The 17,225-nt window shown below is 73.5% G+C and carries 14 protein-coding genes; 10 read left to right on the forward strand and 4 right to left on the reverse strand.

Annotated elements, in window-relative coordinates; genetic code table 11:
- Window positions 1–2 precede the first annotated feature (2 nt).
- Entirely contained in the window at window positions 3–689 is a 687-nt protein-coding gene (locus ACIBK8_RS19180; protein WP_399043036.1) for a hypothetical protein, read from the forward strand.
- A 193-nt stretch (window positions 690–882) separates the two neighbouring features.
- Here the strand turns inward: ACIBK8_RS19180 and ACIBK8_RS19185 are convergent, their stop codons facing one another.
- Window positions 883–3,351: a helix-hairpin-helix domain-containing protein gene (locus ACIBK8_RS19185; protein WP_399043037.1), complete on the reverse strand. Its 2,469-nt coding sequence runs from the start codon at window positions 3,349–3,351 to the stop codon at window positions 883–885.
- Entirely contained in the window at window positions 3,348–4,331 is a 984-nt protein-coding gene (locus tag ACIBK8_RS19190) for an aldo/keto reductase (RefSeq protein WP_399043038.1), read from the reverse strand. Before ACIBK8_RS19190 ends, ACIBK8_RS19185 begins: the two co-directional genes overlap by 4 nt.
- Window positions 4,332–4,458: 127 nt before the next feature.
- On the opposite strand from ACIBK8_RS19190, the gene ACIBK8_RS19195 reads away from it, so the two are divergent.
- Window positions 4,459–5,508, forward strand: a complete 1,050-nt coding sequence (locus tag ACIBK8_RS19195; protein WP_393686251.1) for an LLM class F420-dependent oxidoreductase — start codon at window positions 4,459–4,461, stop codon at window positions 5,506–5,508.
- 135 nt (window positions 5,509–5,643) lie between these two features.
- Window positions 5,644–6,423 carry a ferritin-like domain-containing protein gene (locus ACIBK8_RS19200; protein ID WP_399043039.1) on the forward strand — a complete coding sequence of 260 codons (780 nt, stop codon included), beginning with the start codon at window positions 5,644–5,646 and terminating at the stop codon, window positions 6,421–6,423.
- A 16-nt stretch (window positions 6,424–6,439) separates the two neighbouring features.
- Here the strand turns inward: ACIBK8_RS19200 and corA are convergent, their stop codons facing one another.
- On the reverse strand, window positions 6,440–7,435 hold the full coding sequence (corA, locus tag ACIBK8_RS19205) for a magnesium/cobalt transporter CorA (RefSeq protein WP_393686247.1): 996 nt from the start codon (window positions 7,433–7,435) through the stop codon (window positions 6,440–6,442).
- A gap of 60 nt (window positions 7,436–7,495) precedes the next feature.
- Between corA and ACIBK8_RS19210 the strand changes: the two genes are divergently transcribed.
- The 5 genes from ACIBK8_RS19210 to ACIBK8_RS19230 all read left to right on the forward strand — a co-directional run bounded on the left by ACIBK8_RS19210 (window position 7,496) and on the right by ACIBK8_RS19230 (window position 13,591).
- On the forward strand, window positions 7,496–8,203 hold the full coding sequence (locus tag ACIBK8_RS19210; protein ID WP_399043040.1) for a histidine phosphatase family protein: 708 nt from the start codon (window positions 7,496–7,498) through the stop codon (window positions 8,201–8,203).
- Between the two features lie 130 nt (window positions 8,204–8,333).
- Window positions 8,334–8,924, forward strand: coding sequence for a DUF3090 domain-containing protein (locus tag ACIBK8_RS19215; RefSeq protein WP_393686243.1), 591 nt, complete (start codon window positions 8,334–8,336; stop codon window positions 8,922–8,924).
- A complete protein-coding gene (locus ACIBK8_RS19220; RefSeq protein WP_399043041.1) occupies window positions 8,888–9,805 on the forward strand; it encodes an SCO1664 family protein in 918 nt (305 codons plus the stop codon). Before ACIBK8_RS19215 ends, ACIBK8_RS19220 begins: the two co-directional genes overlap by 37 nt.
- 119 nt (window positions 9,806–9,924) lie before the next feature.
- Window positions 9,925–11,154 carry a cysteine--1-D-myo-inosityl 2-amino-2-deoxy-alpha-D-glucopyranoside ligase gene (mshC, locus tag ACIBK8_RS19225; RefSeq protein ID WP_399043042.1) on the forward strand — a complete coding sequence of 410 codons (1,230 nt, stop codon included), beginning with the start codon at window positions 9,925–9,927 and terminating at the stop codon, window positions 11,152–11,154.
- A gap of 160 nt (window positions 11,155–11,314) precedes the next feature.
- On the forward strand, window positions 11,315–13,591 hold the full coding sequence (locus ACIBK8_RS19230; protein ID WP_399043043.1) for a TIM-barrel domain-containing protein: 2,277 nt from the start codon (window positions 11,315–11,317) through the stop codon (window positions 13,589–13,591).
- Window positions 13,592–13,678: 87 nt separating this feature from the next.
- Here the strand turns inward: ACIBK8_RS19230 and ACIBK8_RS19235 are convergent, their stop codons facing one another.
- Window positions 13,679–14,824 carry a PAC2 family protein gene (locus tag ACIBK8_RS19235; protein WP_399043044.1) on the reverse strand — a complete coding sequence of 382 codons (1,146 nt, stop codon included), beginning with the start codon at window positions 14,822–14,824 and terminating at the stop codon, window positions 13,679–13,681.
- A 261-nt stretch (window positions 14,825–15,085) separates the two neighbouring features.
- Here ACIBK8_RS19235 and ACIBK8_RS19240 point away from each other — a divergent pair, with 261 nt between their 5' ends.
- Window positions 15,086–16,423, forward strand: coding sequence for an enolase C-terminal domain-like protein (locus ACIBK8_RS19240; RefSeq protein ID WP_399043045.1), 1,338 nt, complete (start codon window positions 15,086–15,088; stop codon window positions 16,421–16,423).
- A complete protein-coding gene (locus tag ACIBK8_RS19245) occupies window positions 16,420–17,217 on the forward strand; it encodes an SDR family NAD(P)-dependent oxidoreductase (protein ID WP_399043046.1) in 798 nt (265 codons plus the stop codon). The genes ACIBK8_RS19240 and ACIBK8_RS19245 overlap by 4 nt, the downstream gene beginning before the upstream one ends.
- Window positions 17,218–17,225: the final 8 nt, after the last annotated feature.

Below are 17,225 nucleotides of genomic sequence, written 5' to 3' on the forward strand. Positions count from 1 at the left end.
CTATGTCTGATGCTGCGCAGCCTTCCGCTGCCGAGGTACGTGCCGCCGCCGAGGCGGTCAAAGCCGCACTGGACCGTCACCTCGACGCGGTGGAACGCCGCTCGGGGCAGGACGATCCCGCCGTCTACGCCGCGTTCGACGAACTCGCCGCCGCGGCCGAGGTCTACGACGAGCTGCTCTACGACACCTACGACGAGGTCACGCCCTTCGAGATCCCCGGGAGCGATCATCTCCCCTCCTACAACGGGCCGGAGGAACCCAGTGCGCTGAGCGTCCTGATCCGGCGCGACTACGCGGTGGCCCAGCCGCAGCGGCTGTTGCATCAGGCGCAGCGCATCGCCGATCTCGACCCGGAGGCCGTGGACGACACGGCGAACGGCAGCGGGGATGCGGGCTCGGCCGCCGCGGTGGTCGGGACCAGCGTGTACGCCGCGCTCGGCGTGCTGTTCGGCGAGTTCGAGCCGGACGAGATCGCCTCCCGGCACAAGGAGTTCGGTCTGGAGGAGGGCGATTCCACCCTCTGGGTCGCCGCCGCCGATGACCTCGCGGAACCGGGCGAGTGGCTGTCCGCGCCGTTCGACGACATCGACCCGCAGCAGGTGGTCTGCCGCTTCGATGTCAGCGCCGTCTTCGACGAGGAGCTGGACGAGGACGAGGACGCGGCGGACCCCGTCGAACGGGGTCGCTGAGCTGCGGCCGATGGCGGGCGGGGCCGGATGCCCCGGCGGACGCGGCTGCGAGCCCGTCTCCGCCCGCCTCGGCCCGGACCCGTAAGAACCCGTGACCGGAGCCCCGTAACGCTGCCCCGGTCCGTCGGGAGGGCGCATCGCTCTCCGACGGGCCGGGGCAGCGGCGTGCCCGGTCCGTCGGAGAGGGCGGGGCTCAGCCCGCGGCTGCCGCGTCGGCCGCGGCCTGGACGCTCTGGAGTTGCAGCAGGGTGCGCAGCCGGGTGGTGCGCTCCTTCACCGGTACCTCGGCGATCGCCTTGGGCAACGCCTGGTCCACTCCCTGCACCACCGACAGGTGGCGCTCGCCGCGGCTGAACGCGGTGTAGACCCAGGACCGGGTCAGGCCGCGCGCGGCGTCGCCCGGCAGCACGACCACGGCGGCGGGCCAGCGCAGGCCGGCCGCCTGATGCGCGGTGAGCGCCCAGCCGTGCCGCAGCGCGCCGGAACCGACCCGCTCGCGGGGCACCAGGACGGCGCTGCCGCCGCAGTCGAGCCGCAGGCCGTCCTGGTCCGCGCCGGTGACCGTGCCGGGCAGGGTGCGGCCGGGGGCGGGGGAGTAGGCGACGCGGTCGCCGGGGTCGAATCCGCCGAAGCGGCCGGGGCCGGGATTGAGCCGTTCCTTGAGCGCGGCGTTGAGCGCGCGGGTGCCGGCCGAGCCGCCGTGCCCGACGGTGATGACCTGCGTCTGCTCCGGGGGGACGCCGAGCGCCCGCGGCACCGAGTCGGCGACCAGCTGCACCGTACGGTGCACCGCCTCCGGCGCGTCGCGCACCGGGACGATCACGAGCTCCTTGCCGGGCGCGTCGACCTGGCTCAGCTCGCCGATGCCGATGCCCGAGACCAGCTCGCCGATCGGGCCGAAGTCCGGGGTGCGGGAGGCGACCTGGGGACAGCAGCGGGCCGCGATGAGGTCGGCGAAGAGCCGGCCGGGACCGGCGGACCACAGGACTCCGGGGTCGCCGCTGAGGACAAGCCGCGACCCGTCGGTCAGCGACTCGATGAGCATCGCCGCCGTCTCCAGATCCAGCTGCGGGGCATCGAGCACGACCAGCAGATCGAGGGCGAGCGCGCCTTCCGCGTCCCTGCCGGGGCCTTCCTGGCCGGAGAGCAGCCCGGCGACGGTGACCGCCGCAGCTCCGGGTGTGTCGGCGCCATCGGCTGCCGGGTGCGCGGCGCTCTCCGCCAGCTGCGCGGCCAGCCGTTCGCGGCCGTTCGCGCTGTGCGTGGCGCCGTAGGCCCGCAGGCCCAGCGCGCGGGCGGCGGCGACCAGGGCCGCGGGCTCGGCGCGTGCCGCCTCGGCGCCGGTGTGCGCCACGAGCCCGCTGCGGGCCGCGGCCCTGATCAGTTCGGCGGCCGACGGCGACGGGGCCGCCGCCGCGGCGCTCTCCCAATCCGTCGCAGACGGCCGCACCGGGCGCGCCGCCGCATCCTGGGGACCGTCCGGAGCGTCCTCCGCGCCCGCTTCGACGCCGTCGGCCGTGTCCTCCGCGGCCTCCTCGCCGCTCTCGGCCGCGGTGTCCGGGCCGACCGCCGTATCGAAGGTGTTGAGCAGCCGCGCCAGGCCGTCGGCGACGCTCTCCTCGGCCATCGCGAACCGGTCGAGCCCCAGCAGGACCCGGACCGGCGTTTCCTCTTCCTCGTCGTCGGCCGCGGGCCTGGCCCGGCCCGGGGTGTCGATCGCGTCCTGGAAGACCAGGACGGCGCCGTCGGCGAGCGCGGTCTGGAGGGCTTCGTCGGGATCGGGGACGGCGCGCTGGGCCAGCGCAGCGCGCAGCGCGGGCGCCTCCAGGGCGGAGTGCCCGGCCACGGCGGCCTGCTCCAGCAGCCAGACGACCAGCGCCTGTGCGCGCCGCTCGTCGTCCGGCCCGCAGCCGGGGCCGAGCAGCGCCCGCGCGAAGGCGTCGGCCTGCTCGGGGCGCACGCCGGGCACGGCCAGCAGCCGCCAGGGGTCCTCGCTCAGCTCCTCGCCCGCCCGCTCGCCGAGCAGCTCCGCCGCTTTCTCGGCCAGCGCCTCGGGGGCGCCGCCCGCGGCCAGGACCTGGCGCACCCCGTCGATCCCCGGGGACGTCGGCCGGACCGTGCTCTCCGGGGCGGGGGCCGCGGTACCGGGGGAGCCGACGGCGCCGCCCGCTTCGTGTGCCGGGGCGGCCGGGGGATGCTGCGGTGCGGTGTCCGCCGGGGCGCGCTGCGGCGTCACCTGCGGCGCCGGGGCGGCCGGGGCCGCGGCTGCGGCACGGGGCGGGGCGGCGGCGCGGGCGGCGGGCCGCGGGGTGTCGTTGAAGAACGAGGCGGCCGAGCGTTCGCCGCTCTCCACCGCCCGCACGGCGGCGGCCAGCGCGGCGGCGGAGGCCGCGGGTCCGGCCTTCGCCTCCCGCACCGCCGCCACGGAGCCGTCGGCCGCCGCACCGGTCTCCTGACCCGCGCCCTGGCTGCCGTCCGCGGCGCCATTGGTCTCCTGATCCGCGTCCTGGCTACCGCCCTCCGAGGCACCGCCCTCCTGACCCGCGCCCTGGCTGCCGTCCGCGGCGGCCGGCCCGGAGTCCTGGTCCGACGGGGCCTCGGCGGCGCTGGGCGTGGCCTCCTGCTCGGGCGCGGTCTCGCCGGCGGGGCGGTCGGTACTCACAGCGTGCTCCAGTTGTGATCGGGATAGTGGTGCACCGGAGCGGACACCTCGTCCAGCGCCCGGCTGATCTCGTCAGGAAGACTAAGGGTCTCCACCGACAACGCCGCTCCGAGCTGCTGCGCGGTGCGCGCGCCCACGATCGGGGCGGCCACACCGGGGCGGTCGCGGACCCAGGACAGCGCGACCTGGAGAGGCATCACGGCCAGGCCGTCGGCGGCCGTGGTGACCGCGTCGACGATGCGGTTCGACGCCTCGTCGAGATACGGCGCCACGAACGCGGCGAGAGGGTCGGACGCGCCCCGCGAATCGGCCGGAGTGCCGCGCCGGTACTTGCCGGTGAGCACCCCGCGGCCGAGCGGCGACGCGGGCAGCAGGCCGATGCCCAGATCGAGGGCGGCCGGCTGCACCTCGCGTTCCACGCCGCGCTGGAGCAGGGAGTACTCCAGCTGCGCGGCGGCCACGCGGGTGCGTACGGCGGGGTCGGCCAGCTGCCAGGTCGCGGCCTTGGCGAGCTGCCAGCCGGAGAAGTTCGCCAGCCCCGCGTAGCGCGCCCGGCCGCTGCTGACGGCGAGGTCCAGGGCCTGGAGGGTCTCCTCCAGAGGGGTGTGCGGGTCGAAGGCGTGCAGTTGCCAGAGATCGACGTGGTCCGTCCCCAGCCGCCGCAGTGAGGCGTCCAGTGCGGCCAGCAGGTGGCGCCGGGAGCCGTCGACCCGCCGGTCCGGCTCCCGCACGCTGCCTGCCTTGGTGGCGATCACCAGCTCGTCGCGCGGCACGAGCCCCTGTATCAGCCGCCCCAGGAGGTGTTCCGCGCCGCCGTCGGCATAGAGATCCGCGGTGTCGACGAGGGTGCCGCCGGCCTCCCGGAACGCCTTGAGCTGCTCGGCCGCCTCCCGCTCGTCCGTATCGCGCGCCCAGGTCAGGGTGCCGAGGCCGATGCGGGACACCCGCAGGCCGGTACGTCCGAGGTGCCTTTGCTCCATGGGCCCCGAGATTAGTGGCCGCGCGCCGGGCGCAGGAGACCTGTGGACAACCCGGCCATGACGGCGGCGGGCGGTGCGCGCTAGAGTCCCCGCAACAGTGACGTTACTGATGGGTAAGGGGAGCGGCATGAGGCTTGGGATCAACCTCGGTTACTGGGGTGCCGGCATGGACGGGGACAATCTCGCCGTCGCGCAGGAGGCCGACCGGCTCGGTTACGCGGTCTGCTGGGCGGCCGAGGCGTACGGCTCCGACGCCCCCACGGTCCTGTCCTGGGTGGCGGCCAAGACCGAGCGCATCGACGTCGGTTCGGCGATCTTCCAGATCCCGGCCAGGACACCCGCCATGACCGCGATGACCGCGGCGACCCTCGACTCGCTCTCCGGTGGCCGCTTCCGGCTCGGCCTCGGCGTCTCGGGCCCGCAGGTCTCCGAGGGCTGGTACGGCGTGAAGTTCGACAAGCCCCTGGCGCGCACCCGCGAGTACGTCGACATCGTCCGCAAGGCCATGTCCCGCGAGCGGCTGTCCTACGAAGGGCAGCACTGGACGCTGCCGCTGCCCGACGGCCCCGGCAAGCCGCTGAAGCTCACCGTCCACCCGACCCGTGAGCACATCCCGCTCTACATCGCGGCGATCGGCCCCAAGAACCTCGAACAGACCGGTGAGATCGCCGACGGCGCGCTGCTGATCTTCCCCTCCGCCGACCACCTGGAGGAGACCGCGCTCGCCCCCATCCGGGCGGGCCGCGAGAAGGCCGGCAAGACCATGGACGGGTTCGACGTCTGCCCGACGCTGCCGCTGGCCGTCGGCGACGACGTCGGCGCCCTCGCGGACATGTTCCGCCCGTACACGGCGCTGTACGTCGGCGGCATGGGCAGCCGCAAGCAGAACTTCTACAACAAGCTGGCCCAGCGCATGGGTTACGAGAAGGAAGCCGCCGAGATCCAGGACAAGTACCTCTCCGGTGACAAGGAGGGCGCCGCCGCCGCGATCCCGCAGCGGCTCATCGACCAGACCACGCTGCTGGGCTCCGTCGAGCGGATCGCCGAGCGGATGCAGGCGTACGCCGCCGCGGGGGTCACCACGCTGACGCTGGCGCCCGCCGGCTTCACCCTGGAGGACCGGATCGCGTCGCTGCGCGCGGGCACCGAGGCGCTGGAGAAGGCCGGACTGGCCTGACCGCCGACGGCCCGGCCGGCTGCGGCCGGGCCGTCGGATCGTTCGCACGGGTGAACGCCGCGAGCCTCCGGTTGCCGTGCCTCCCGGACCGTCCTTGACTGTGCCTTCAGGCGCGTCCGTTCGGAGGTGGTGCTGATGCTCTCGGCCAGAAGCCTGTTCCAGGAGATCGTCGACAACGACGATTCCTACCGCCTCTTCTGCTCCATCGCGGCGAGCGGAGAGGCACAGGGTGGCTGGGAGAACGGCCGGATCGCCGCGCTGCTGCCCGTCGCGCAGCGCCACCTCGCGCCCAAGGTGGCACGGCACGGCGCCGACGAGGACAAGCACGGCCGGATCTTCCGTGCGCTGCTGCGCAAACGCGGACTGAGCCCCGCCGACGTCCCCGGCGAAGCGGACTACACGATGCTGCTGGAGCGCCGCGGCATCGGCCTCGCACACGACACGCTGCGGCGCGCCGAGCCCCTCACCGAGCAGGACGTCATCACCTACCTCGCGCACAGCCGGGTCACCGAACAGCGCGCGTCCGAGCAGATGCTGCTGCTGAAGAAGTACTTCGGCGACGACCCCGAACTGGGCCGGGCGATCCGGATGATCTCCGAGGACGAGGACAACCACCTCGCCTACTGCCACGAGGAACTGCTGCGGTTCGCCCACGCCGGGCACGGCCGCCGCATCCAGCGGACGCTGCGCGCCTGCGCGCTCGCCGAGATCGCCGTCCACCGGGACGTCAGCCTCGCCGTGATGGACCGCATGGGCCGCATCCTGGGCTGGCCCGCCGCCAAGTCCGCGGTGCTCGCGGCGGGCATCCACGCCCGCTACGCGTACGAACGGCTGGCCGGCTGGCGGCGGATGGTCAGCCTGCGGATGCCCGAGCGGCGCGATGCGCTGGGCGGTCGGGCGACCGAGTTCGCCTGAGGGCCCGGGGGTCGCGTCACAGCCAGCCGCGGCGTTTGAACAGCCGGAACAGGGACAGTTCGATGGCCGCCATCGCCAACAGCACACCGTAGTAGCCAAATCCCCAGTTCAATTCGGGCATGTGCGTGAAGTTCATGCCGTAGATGCCGGCGATCAGGGTCGGCACGGCCGCCAGCGCCGCCCACGCCGAGATCTTGCGCATGTCGTCGTTCTGCCGCACACCCATCTGCGCCAGATGGGCGGAGAGGATGTCGGACAGCAGCCGGTCGAGACCTTCGACGGACTCGTTGGCGCGGGTCAGGTGGTCGCCGACGTCCCGGAAGAACGGCCTCGCCTGGTCGTGCACGAAGGGCACCCCGGCGCTCTGGAGCCGCGCCATCGGCTCGGTCAACGGCCCCGTGGCGCGCCGGAATTCCAGCACCTCCCGTTTGAACGCGTAGATCTCGGCGGCGGTGTTCCTGGTGCTCGACCGGGTCGGCGCGAACACCTCGGCCTCCAACTCCTCCAGATCCACCTGGAGTTCGCCCGCCACCTCGATGTAGTGGTCCACCACCGCGTCACTGACCGCGTAGAGGACCGACGTCGGGCCGTGCCTGAGGATGTCCGGCTGGTGTTCGAGGCGGCGGCGCACCGCGCTCAGCGGGCTGGCCTCGCCGTGCCGGACGGTGACGACGAACGAGTCGCCGACGAAGACCATCAGCTCCGACGCGGTCACGGTGTCCGCGTGCACGTCGTAGGTGACCGGCTTGAGCACGAGGAACAGCGAGTCGTCGTAGACCTCCAGCTTCGGCCGCTGATGGGCCTTGAGCGCGTCCTCGACGGCCAGCGGATGCAGGGCGAAATCCCTGGTGATCCGGTCGAATTCGGCCTGCGTCGGCTCGTGGACGCCCAGCCACAGGAACGCGCCGGCGCTCCCGGCCCGCGCGTCGTGCAGGGCGGCGGAGAAGTCGGCCGGTGCGTCGGCGCGGCGGCCCTCCCGGTAGATGGCGCAGTCCACGATCACACCTGGCATTCTCACCCGGTACCCGGCCTCCTGCCAGGGAGGAGTTGCCGGGAACGTAGGCTGGCTGCCATGCCCACGCTGATCCTGGTGCGGCACGGCCGCTCCACCGCCAATACCTCCGGCGTACTCGCAGGACGCACTCCCCGGGTTGCACTCGACGAACGCGGCGCCGCCCAGGCCGCCGCGCTGCCGGGACGGCTGGCCGACGTGCCGCTGGCCGCCGCCGTGACCAGCCCGCTCCAGCGCTGCCAGGAGACCCTGCGCCCGCTGCTCGACGCCCGTCCCGGCCTGCCGTTGCACACCGAGGACCGCATCAACGAATGCGATTACGGCGACTGGTCGGGGCGCAAGCTCGCCGAGTTGAGCGATCACCCGCTGATGGAGGTCGTCCAGCGGCACCCGTCGGCGGCGGCCTTCCCCGGAGGCGAGTCGATGCGGGGGATGCAGGCCCGCGCGGTCGACGCCGTGCACGACTGGAACGCCAGGATCGAGGCGGCGCACGGCCCGTCGGCCGCCTATCTGATGTGCTCGCACGGCGACATCATCAAGGCGCTGGTCGCCGACGCCCTCGGCCTGCACCTCGACCTGTTCCAGCGGATCTCCGTCGACCCCTGCTCGGTGACCGCGATCCGCTACACCCGCCTGCGGCCGTTCCTCGTACGCCTCGGTGACACCGGCGACTTCGGTGCGCTGGCGCCGTCCGGCGAGGAGCCGGACGAGGCGGCCACGGAGGGCGAGGGGGACGCCGCCGTCGGTGGCGGTGCGGGAGCACCGTGATCAGCGGGCGCAGTAGGGTGGTGCGACGGCGCTGCCCGCCACGCCGCTGAGAACTGTGCACAGACCGCAGTGACCACAGGGGCCGCAGCGACCGCAGTGCCCCCGCAGTCGAGCAAATCGGAGCAGGACGTTGTCCCGTCAGGTGTTCTTCTACGACGCCCCGGACCGCTTTGTGGCCGGCACGGTCGGGCTGCCTGGCCGCCGTAGCTTCTTCCTCCAGGCCACAGCGGCCGGCCGGACCACCAGTGTGGCCCTGGAGAAGACCCAGGTCGCCGCGCTCGCCGAGCGGATCGACGAGCTGCTGGACGAGGTGGTGCGGCGCAGCGGCGGCAATGCCCCGGTGCCCGCCGTCGCGCCGTCCGAGCTGGCCGACACCGCCCCGCTGGAATCGCCGGTCGAGGAAGAGTTCAAGGTCGGCACGATGGCGCTCGCCTGGGACGGCGAGGACGAGCGCATGATCATCGAGGCGCAGGCGCTGGTCGAGCTGGAGGCCGACAGCGACGAAGACCTCGCGGAGGCCGAGGAGCGCCTGCTCCAGGACGACGAGAACGGCCCGCCCATGCTGCGGGTGCGGATGACCGGCACCATGGCCAGGGCCTTCGCCAAGCGCGCCCTGGAGGTCGTCAACGCCGGGCGGCCCCCGTGCCCCCTGTGCAGCCTGCCGCTCGACCCGGAGGGACACGTATGCCCGCGCCAGAACGGATACCGACGGGACGCCTGAGCCCGATGGAGCCCTCCGCCCAGCAGGCCGTCCCCGGGCCCGCGGCGCCGCCGGACGGCGCGCCGCCCCCGGCGGAACCGGCCGACCTGCCCGCCGCCTTCCTCGCCGACGGCGAGCTGACCGTGCGCGGGCAGATCCAGGAGGCGTCCAACGCGGTCCTGTACTGCACCGTGACCCACGAGGGCCGCACCGCCGCCTGCGTCTACAAGCCGGTCGCGGGCGAGCGCCCGCTGTGGGACTTCCCCGACGGCACCCTCGCCCAGCGTGAGGTCGCCGCGTACGAGATCTCCCGGGCGACGGGCTGGGGCCTGGTCCCCACGACGGTGCTGCGCGAGGGCCCGTACGGCACCGGCATGGTCCAGGAGTGGATCGAGGCGCCGGGCGATGACGACGAGGTCCCCGAGCTGCTGGCGCTGGTCGAGGGCGAGGAGCCGGGGCCCGGCTGGAAGGCCGTCGGCTTCGCCGAGACCGGCCAGGGCCGCCCCGCGCTGCTGGTGCACGCCGACGACCGGCGGCTGCGGCGCCTCGCCGTGCTCGACGCGGTGATCAACAACGGTGACCGCAAGGGCGGGCACCTGCTGCCGGGTGCGGGCGGCCGGGTCTTCGCGATCGACCACGGTGTGACGTTCAACTCCGATGACAAGCTGCGCACCCTGCTGTGGGGCTGGGCCGGGGAACCGCTGACCGACGAGGCGCTGGCGGTGCTGCGGGCGCTCGCCGAGGCCCTGGAGGCGGGCCGGCCGCTCGTCACCCGGCTGGCCGAGCTGATCACGGAGGCCGAGATCGGGGCCCTGCGGGCACGGGTGGCCGGGCTGCTGGCCGACGGGCGCCACCCCGAACCCAGCGGGCAGTGGCCGCCGATTCCCTGGCCGCCGGTCTGATTCCGGACGCCGGTGGCGGGCCGTCATGCACGTCGCGGCTTCGAACGCAAGAGCGCCTATCCGGTCAAGAGAGCCGGTCCGGTTCGTATGCGGAACGTGCATCCGGTTAGGCTCAAGGCATGCATGCATGGCCCGCTTCTGAGGTCCCCGCCCTGCCCGGCCAGGGCCGCGACCTGAGGATCCACGACACCGCGACCGGCGGACGGGTAACCCTCGCCCCCGGTCCCGTCGCCCGTATCTATGTCTGCGGCATCACGCCGTACGACGCCACCCACATGGGGCACGCGGCGACCTACAACGCGTTCGACCTGGTCCAACGCGTGTGGCTCGACACGAAGCGCCAGGTTCACTACGTGCAGAACGTCACCGACGTCGACGATCCGCTGCTGGAGCGGGCCGTCGCCACGGGGGACGACTGGACGGCGCTCGCCGAGCGTGAGACCGCGTTGTTCCGCGAGGACATGACGGCCCTGCGGATGCTGCCGCCGCGCCACTACATAGGCGCCGTCGAGTCGATACCCGGCATCGTGCCGCTCGTCGAGCGGCTGCGCGACAACGGCGCCGCCTATGAGCTGGACGGCGACATCTACTTCTCCGTCGAGTCCGACACCCACTTCGGTGCGGTCTCCGGTCTCGACGCGGAGGCGATGCGGCTGCTGTCCGCCGAGCGCGGCGGCGACCCCGAGCGGGAGGGCAAGAAGAACCCGCTCGACCCGATGCTGTGGATGGCCGCCCGTGACGGCGAGCCGAGCTGGGACGGCGGCTCGCTGGGCCGCGGCCGGCCCGGCTGGCACATCGAGTGTGTGGCCATCGCCCTCGAACACCTCGGCATGGGCTTCGACGTGCAGGGCGGCGGCTCCGATCTCGCCTTCCCGCACCACGAGATGGGCGCCTCGCACGCCCAGGCGCTCACCGGCGAATTCCCGTTCGCCAAGGCGTATGTGCACGCCGGGATGGTGGCCCTGAACGGCGAGAAGATGTCCAAGTCCAAGGGCAATCTGGTCTTCGTCTCGAAGGTGCGGCGGGACGGCACCGACCCGGCGGCCATCCGCCTGGCGCTGCTCGCCCACCACTACCGCGCCGACTGGGAGTGGACCGACGCGGTGCTCGACGAGGCCGTGGCGCGGCTGGCGCGCTGGCGTGCCGCCGTCTCCCGCCCGGACGGCCCGGCGGCCGACGCGCTCCTGGAGGAGATCCGCACGGCGCTCGCCGACGACCTGGACTCGCCCGCCGCGCTCGCGGCCGTCGACCGCTGGGCCGCGGCGCAGCAGACCGACGGCGGCAGCGAGGAAGGCGCGCCCGGCCTGGTCTCGCGTGCGGTGGACGCGCTCCTGGGCGTGGCTCTGTGATCCGCTGACCCGTTGCTTCCCGGGCGCCCCCGCCGATCGGCGGGGGCGCCCTTTTTCCGTGGTCCGGGGGAGGGGCGCGGCCCGGCGGCGGGTGAGAAGTCCAGGAAGCGGGGCCGAAGAGTCCATGGTCATGTCCGCGCCAGGGCGTTAGATCTCGGGCATGAGGAAATCAACAGGACTGCGGGCGGCGGTCGTTGCCGCGCTGCTCGGGCTCGCGGCGGCGCTCGCGGGGCCGGCGGGCAGCGCCGGGGCCGCCGAGCCCGCCCCCGCACACACCGTCGGCGACGTCACCGGCTTCGACGCCGACGGGCCCGTCTACCGTCTGCACGCCGGAAAGGCGCAGGCGCGCGTCAGCTTCGTCTCCGACCTGACCTTCCGCATCGAACTCGCCCCCGACGGGAAATTCACCGACCCGACGGGCAAGGACATCGTGCTGCCCCAGGGCGCACCGCCGCGCACGCACTGGAAGGACGCGGGCGACGCCTACGAACTCGCCACCGGCAAGGTGACCCTGCGGGCCTTCAAGGCACCGCTGCGCTTCGAACTGCGCCGCGCCGACGGCTCCTTGGTGTGGTCCGAGGCGAAGGGGCTGAGCTGGGACGGTGACTCCACCACCCAGACCCTGGCTCGCGGCGGCGACGAGCAGTTCTACGGCGCCGGCATGCAGAACGGCCGCGGCAACACCTCGCACCGCGGCCACACCGTCGAGGTCGGCGTCGACGACAACTGGGACGACGGCGGGCACCCCAACTCGGTGCCCTTCTACCTCTCGACGGCGGGCTACGGCGTCTTCCGGAACACGTACGCGCCCAACACGTACGCGTTCCACGACCCGGTGACGGCCACCGCGAAGGAACGCCGCTTCGACGCCTACTACTTCGCGGGGCCGAGCGCGAAGGACGTCATCGGCCAGTACACGACGCTGACCGGCAAGCCGTTCCTGCCGCCGCTGTACGGCCTGGAGATCGGCGACTCCGACTGCTATCTGCACAACGCCAACCGCGGCGAGCGGCACACCCTGGACGCGCTGAAGGTCGCCGACCTCTACACGCAGCACGACATGCCCAACGGCTGGATGCTGGTCAACGACGGCTACGGCTGCGGCTACGAGCGCCTCGCCGAGGCGTCGAAGGGCCTCGGTGAGCGGAAGATGAAGCTCGGACTGTGGACCGAGGACGGCCTCGACAAGCTCGCCGACCAGGTCAAGGCGGGCCAGCGGGTCGCCAAACTCGACGTCGCCTGGGTCGGCGACGGCTACAAGCACGCGCTGGACGGCTGCAAGGACGCCTACCGAGGCATCGAGGACAACAGTGACGCCCGCGGGTTCACCTGGGCCCCGGAGAGCTGGGCGGGCGCGCAGCGCTGCGGCGTCCAGTGGTCAGGCGACCAGAAGGGCACTTGGGACTACATCCGCTGGCAGATCCCGACCTACGCGGGCGCGAGCATGTCGGGGCTCGCGTACACCACGGGCGACGTGGACGGCATCTTCGGCGGCAGCCCCCGGACGTACGTCCGTGACCTGGAGTGGAAGTCGTTCCTCCCGGCGATGATGACGATGGACGGCTGGGCGGAGAGCGACAAGCAGCCCTTCAGGCGCGGGGAGCCGTACACCTCCATCAGCCGGAAGTACCTCAAGCTCAAGGAGTCGCTGCTGCCGTACATGTACTCCTACGCGGCGCAGGCGACCGGGACCGGCGTCGGACCGGTCCGCCCGCTGTCGCTGGAGTACCCGGACGACCCGAAGGCGGGCTCGGACGCCGCCAAGTACGAGTTCCTCAGCGGCGAGGACTTCCTTGTCGCGCCCGTCTACCAGGACACCGAAACCCGCGACGGCATCTACCTGCCGAAGGGCACCTGGGTGGACTACTGGAGCGGCCGTACCTACCGGGGGCCGGTCACCGTCAACGGTTACCACGCCCCGCTGGACACCCTGCCGCTGTTCGTCAAGGCCGGTGCGAGCGTGCCGATGTGGCCCGGCATCACGTCCTACCAGGACCGCACGGCCGCCTCGCCGCTCGCCTGGGACGTCTATCCGCAGGGCCGTTCGTCGTTCACGCTCTACGAGGACGACGGTGTCACCCGCGCCCACCGGGACGGGGCCTTCGCCACCCAGCGGGTGGACGTCGCGGCGCCGAAGTCCGGCGCGGGCGACGTACGGATACGGGTCGGGGCCTCCCGCGGCACCTTCCACGGCAAGCAGACCTCCCGGCCCTACGCGTTCACCGTGCACACCGGTGACGCGCCGCGCGGGGTGCGGCTGGCGGGGCGGCAGCTGCCGCGGCTGCACTCGGCGGCGGCGTTCGACGCGGCGGGTGAGGGCTGGTACCACGATCCGTCCGACCGGGCCGGTGTGGTCAAGGTCAAGACCGCGAGCCGCGCCACCGACCGCGCCTTCTCGCTGATGCTCAAGGGCGCGAGCGCGGTCGGCGGGAAGTGACCTGCGCCCTGCGGTAGCGGGGTGCGGACGACGGAACGGGGGCGCCCGCCGGTGGGGCGCCCCCGTTTCCGTGCCGTGCGCGGCGGCTCAGCGGCCCTCGCCGGTCTCCTCCGGGCCGTCTCCGCGGTCGCCGCGTGGCCCGGACTCGGGCCGGTCGTCGGCGCCCTTGTGTCCGTCACCTGCGCCGTCGGCGGAATCCGCCGCGGCTGGGCCCTCCGCGTCCGGGGCGGTTGCGTCCCGCCCGTCGGACGGCCGGTTCTCGCGCGGCTCCTTGGGCGCGGGGCGCGGGGGCCGGGTGCGGCCCGCGGCGGTGTCCCGCAGGTACGAGCCGCCCGGCCCGTCCGCGAGCCCGCCTTCGGTGGCAAGACCAGGACCGGCCTGCGGGTCGCGGCGCCGCAGGTAGCGCTCGAATTCGCGGGCGATGGCCTCGCCGGACGCCTCCGGAAGGTCCGCGGTGTCCCGCGCCTCCTCCAGCGACTGGACGTACTCGGCGACCTCGCTGTCCTCGGCCGCCAGCTGGTCCACGCCGAGCTGCCAGGCGCGTGCGTCCTCGCTCAGCTCGCCCTGCGGGATGCGGATGCCGAGCAGGTCCTCCAGGCGGTTGAGCAGCGCGAGGGACGCCTTCGGGTTGGGCGGCTGGGAGACGTAGTGCGGTACGGCGGCCCAGAGGCTGACCGCGGGCACACCGGCGTGGGTGCACGCCTCCTGGAGGATGCCGACGATGCCGGTGGGGCCTTCGTAGCGGGACTCCTCCAGATCCAGCCGGGCGGCGAGGTCCGCGTCGGACGTCACGCCGCTCACCGGGACCGGCCGGGTGTGCGGGGTGTCGCCGAGCAGCGCGCCGAGCACGACCAGCATCTCCACACCCAGTTCATGGGCGAACCCCAGGATCTCGGTGCAGAACGTCCGCCAGCGCATGCTCGGTTCGATGCCGCGGACCAGGACCAGGTCCCGCGGGCGGCCCTTGCCGTCGGAGTCGGCGACGCGGACGACGGAGAGCCGGGTCGTCGGCCAGGTGACCTTGCGGACGCCGCCTTCCAGGAAGACGTTCGGGCGGTTGACCTGGAAGTCGTAGTAGTCCTCGGCGTCCAGCGCCGCGAACACCTCGCCCTTCCACTCCCGGTCCAGGTGCGCGACCGCGGCGGAGGCGGCGTCGCCGGCGTCGTTCCAGCCCTCGAACGCGGCCACCATGACCGGGTCGATCAGCTCGGGAACCCCCTCGAGCTCGATCACCCAGCGCCTCCTTCCGACCGGCCGGGCCGCCTCGCGACGGCCGCCGGCAGCAGTTCTCTTGCGTGCGTTCCCCAGACTACGGGGTCTGCGGTACCCGTCCGCAGCCCCTTTGCACGTACGAGTGCTCATTCATCCGACCTGTCGGGCCCGCTCCTCGGGCAACTTCGGCACGGGTCTGGACGCTGGCTCGCGGGCGGCGCTATACATCGGATGACCGGGAAAGGTCCGATGTTCTTCCGCGACGTCCCAGGGGGCATGCGCATGGCCGCGACCGACACCGTCACGGAACTGGAGGTCCACGACGTCCGCTTCCCCACGTCGGAGCAGCTCGACGGCTCGGACGCGATGAACCCCGACCCCGACTACTCCGCCGCGTACGTCGTCCTGCACACCGAGGGCGCCGCGCGGGGGCACGGCCTCTGCTTCACCATCGGCCGCGGCAACGACGTCATGGCCGCCGCGATCCGCGCGCTCGCCCCGTACGTCGTCGGCCGCCCGGCCCCCGCCACCGCCGCCGCGCTGGCCACGCTGTACCGCACCCTGACCCGCGACTCCCAACTGCGCTGGCTCGGCCCGGAGAAGGGCGTGATGCACATGGCGGCAGGCGCGGTCGTCAACGCCGCGTGGGACCTGGCCGCCACCCGCGCGGGCCTGCCGGTCTGGGAGTTCCTGGCCGCGATGACCCCCGAAGAGCTGGTCTCACTGGTCGACTTCCGCCACCTGTCGGACGCGCTGACCCCCGACGAGGCGCTGGCCCTGCTGCGCGCCGCCGCCCCCGGCCGCGCCGCCCGCACCGCCCGCCTCAAGGCCGACGGCTACCCCGCGTACACCACATCGCCGGGCTGGCTCGGCTACGACGACGGCAAACTGGTGCGGCTGGCGAAGGAAGCGGTCGCCGACGGCTTCCGGCAGATCAAGCTCAAGGTCGGCGGCGACCCCGACGACGACCTGCGGCGGCTGCGGCTGGCCAGAGAGGCCGTCGGGCCAGGCGTGCGGATCGCGGTCGACGCCAACCAGCGCTGGGACGTACCGGAAGCGATCGGCCGGATGACCGCGCTCGCGCCGTACGACCCGTACTGGATCGAGGAGCCGACCGGGCCCGACGACATCCTCGGCCACGCCGCGGTCCGCGCCGGGCAGCCGGTCAAGGTCGCCACCGGCGAACACGCCGCCAACCGCATCGTCTTCAAACAGCTGCTCCAGGCCGGGGCCGTCGACTTTGTACAGATCGACGCGGCCCGTGTGGCGGGGGTCAACGAGAACCTCGCGATCCTGCTGCTGGCCGCCAAGTACGGCGTGCCGGTCTGCCCGCACGCGGGCGGGGTCGGGCTGTGCGAGCTGGTGCAGCATCTGGCGATGTTCGACTACGTGGCGGTGTCAGGGAGTTGGGACGACCGGGTCATCGAGTACGTCGACCACCTCCACGAGCACTTCACCGACCCCGCGGTGGTCGAGTGCGGACGCTACCGCGCCCCCACGGCCCCCGGCTTCTCGGCCCGGATGAAACCCGCGTCGGTCGCCGCCCACCGCTACCCCGAAGGACCGGTGTGGCGCGACCGCACCCCGCGTCCGCACGGCGAACAGGAGGTCTCCGCATGAGCCAGGAACAGCTTCCCGCGGCCCCGACGGCCGACTTCACCGGCATGGGCGCCCTCGTCACCGGCGGCGGCTCCGGCATCGGCGCGGCCACCGCCGCCCTGCTGCTGGCCCGCGGCGCCCGGGTCGCCGTCCTCGACCGCGACCCGTCGGGCGCACCCGAAGGCGCCCTGCGGGTGGCCGCCGACGTCACGTCCGACGCCGCGGTACGCCGGGCCGTCGACGAGGCGGCAACGGAACTCGGCGCCCTGCACACCCTCGTCGGCAACGCCGGCATCGGCGCCGTCGGCACCGTCGAGGACAACGACGACGCGGAGTGGAGCCGGGTGCTGGACGTGAACGTGCTGGGGCTGGTGCGCTGCGCCCGCGCCGCGCTGCCGTGGCTGCGCCGCACCGCCGCCACCGACACCGGCCACGTCTCGGTCACCCACACCTGCTCCATCGCCGCCACCGCGGGACTGCCGCAGCGCGCCCTCTACAGCGCCAGCAAGGGCGCCGTCCTCTCGCTGACCCTCGCCATGGCCGCCGACCACATCCGCGACGGCATCCGCGTCAACTGCGTCAACCCCGGCACCGCCGACACCCCCTGGGTCGGCCGGCTGCTCGACCGCGCCGACGACCCGGCCGCCGAACGCGCCGCCCTCAACGCGCGCCAGCCGATGGGCCGGATGGTGACGGCGGACGAGGTCGCCGCGGCCATCGTCCACCTGGCGTCCCCGGCCGCGTCCGGCATCACCGGCACCGCGCTCGCCGTGGACGGCGGCATGCACGGACTGCGGCTGCGCCCCGCCACCTGACCGCCCGC

The sequence above is a fragment of the Streptomyces sp. NPDC050161 genome (assembly GCF_044460025.1).
Taxonomy (GTDB): domain Bacteria; phylum Actinomycetota; class Actinomycetes; order Streptomycetales; family Streptomycetaceae; genus Streptomyces.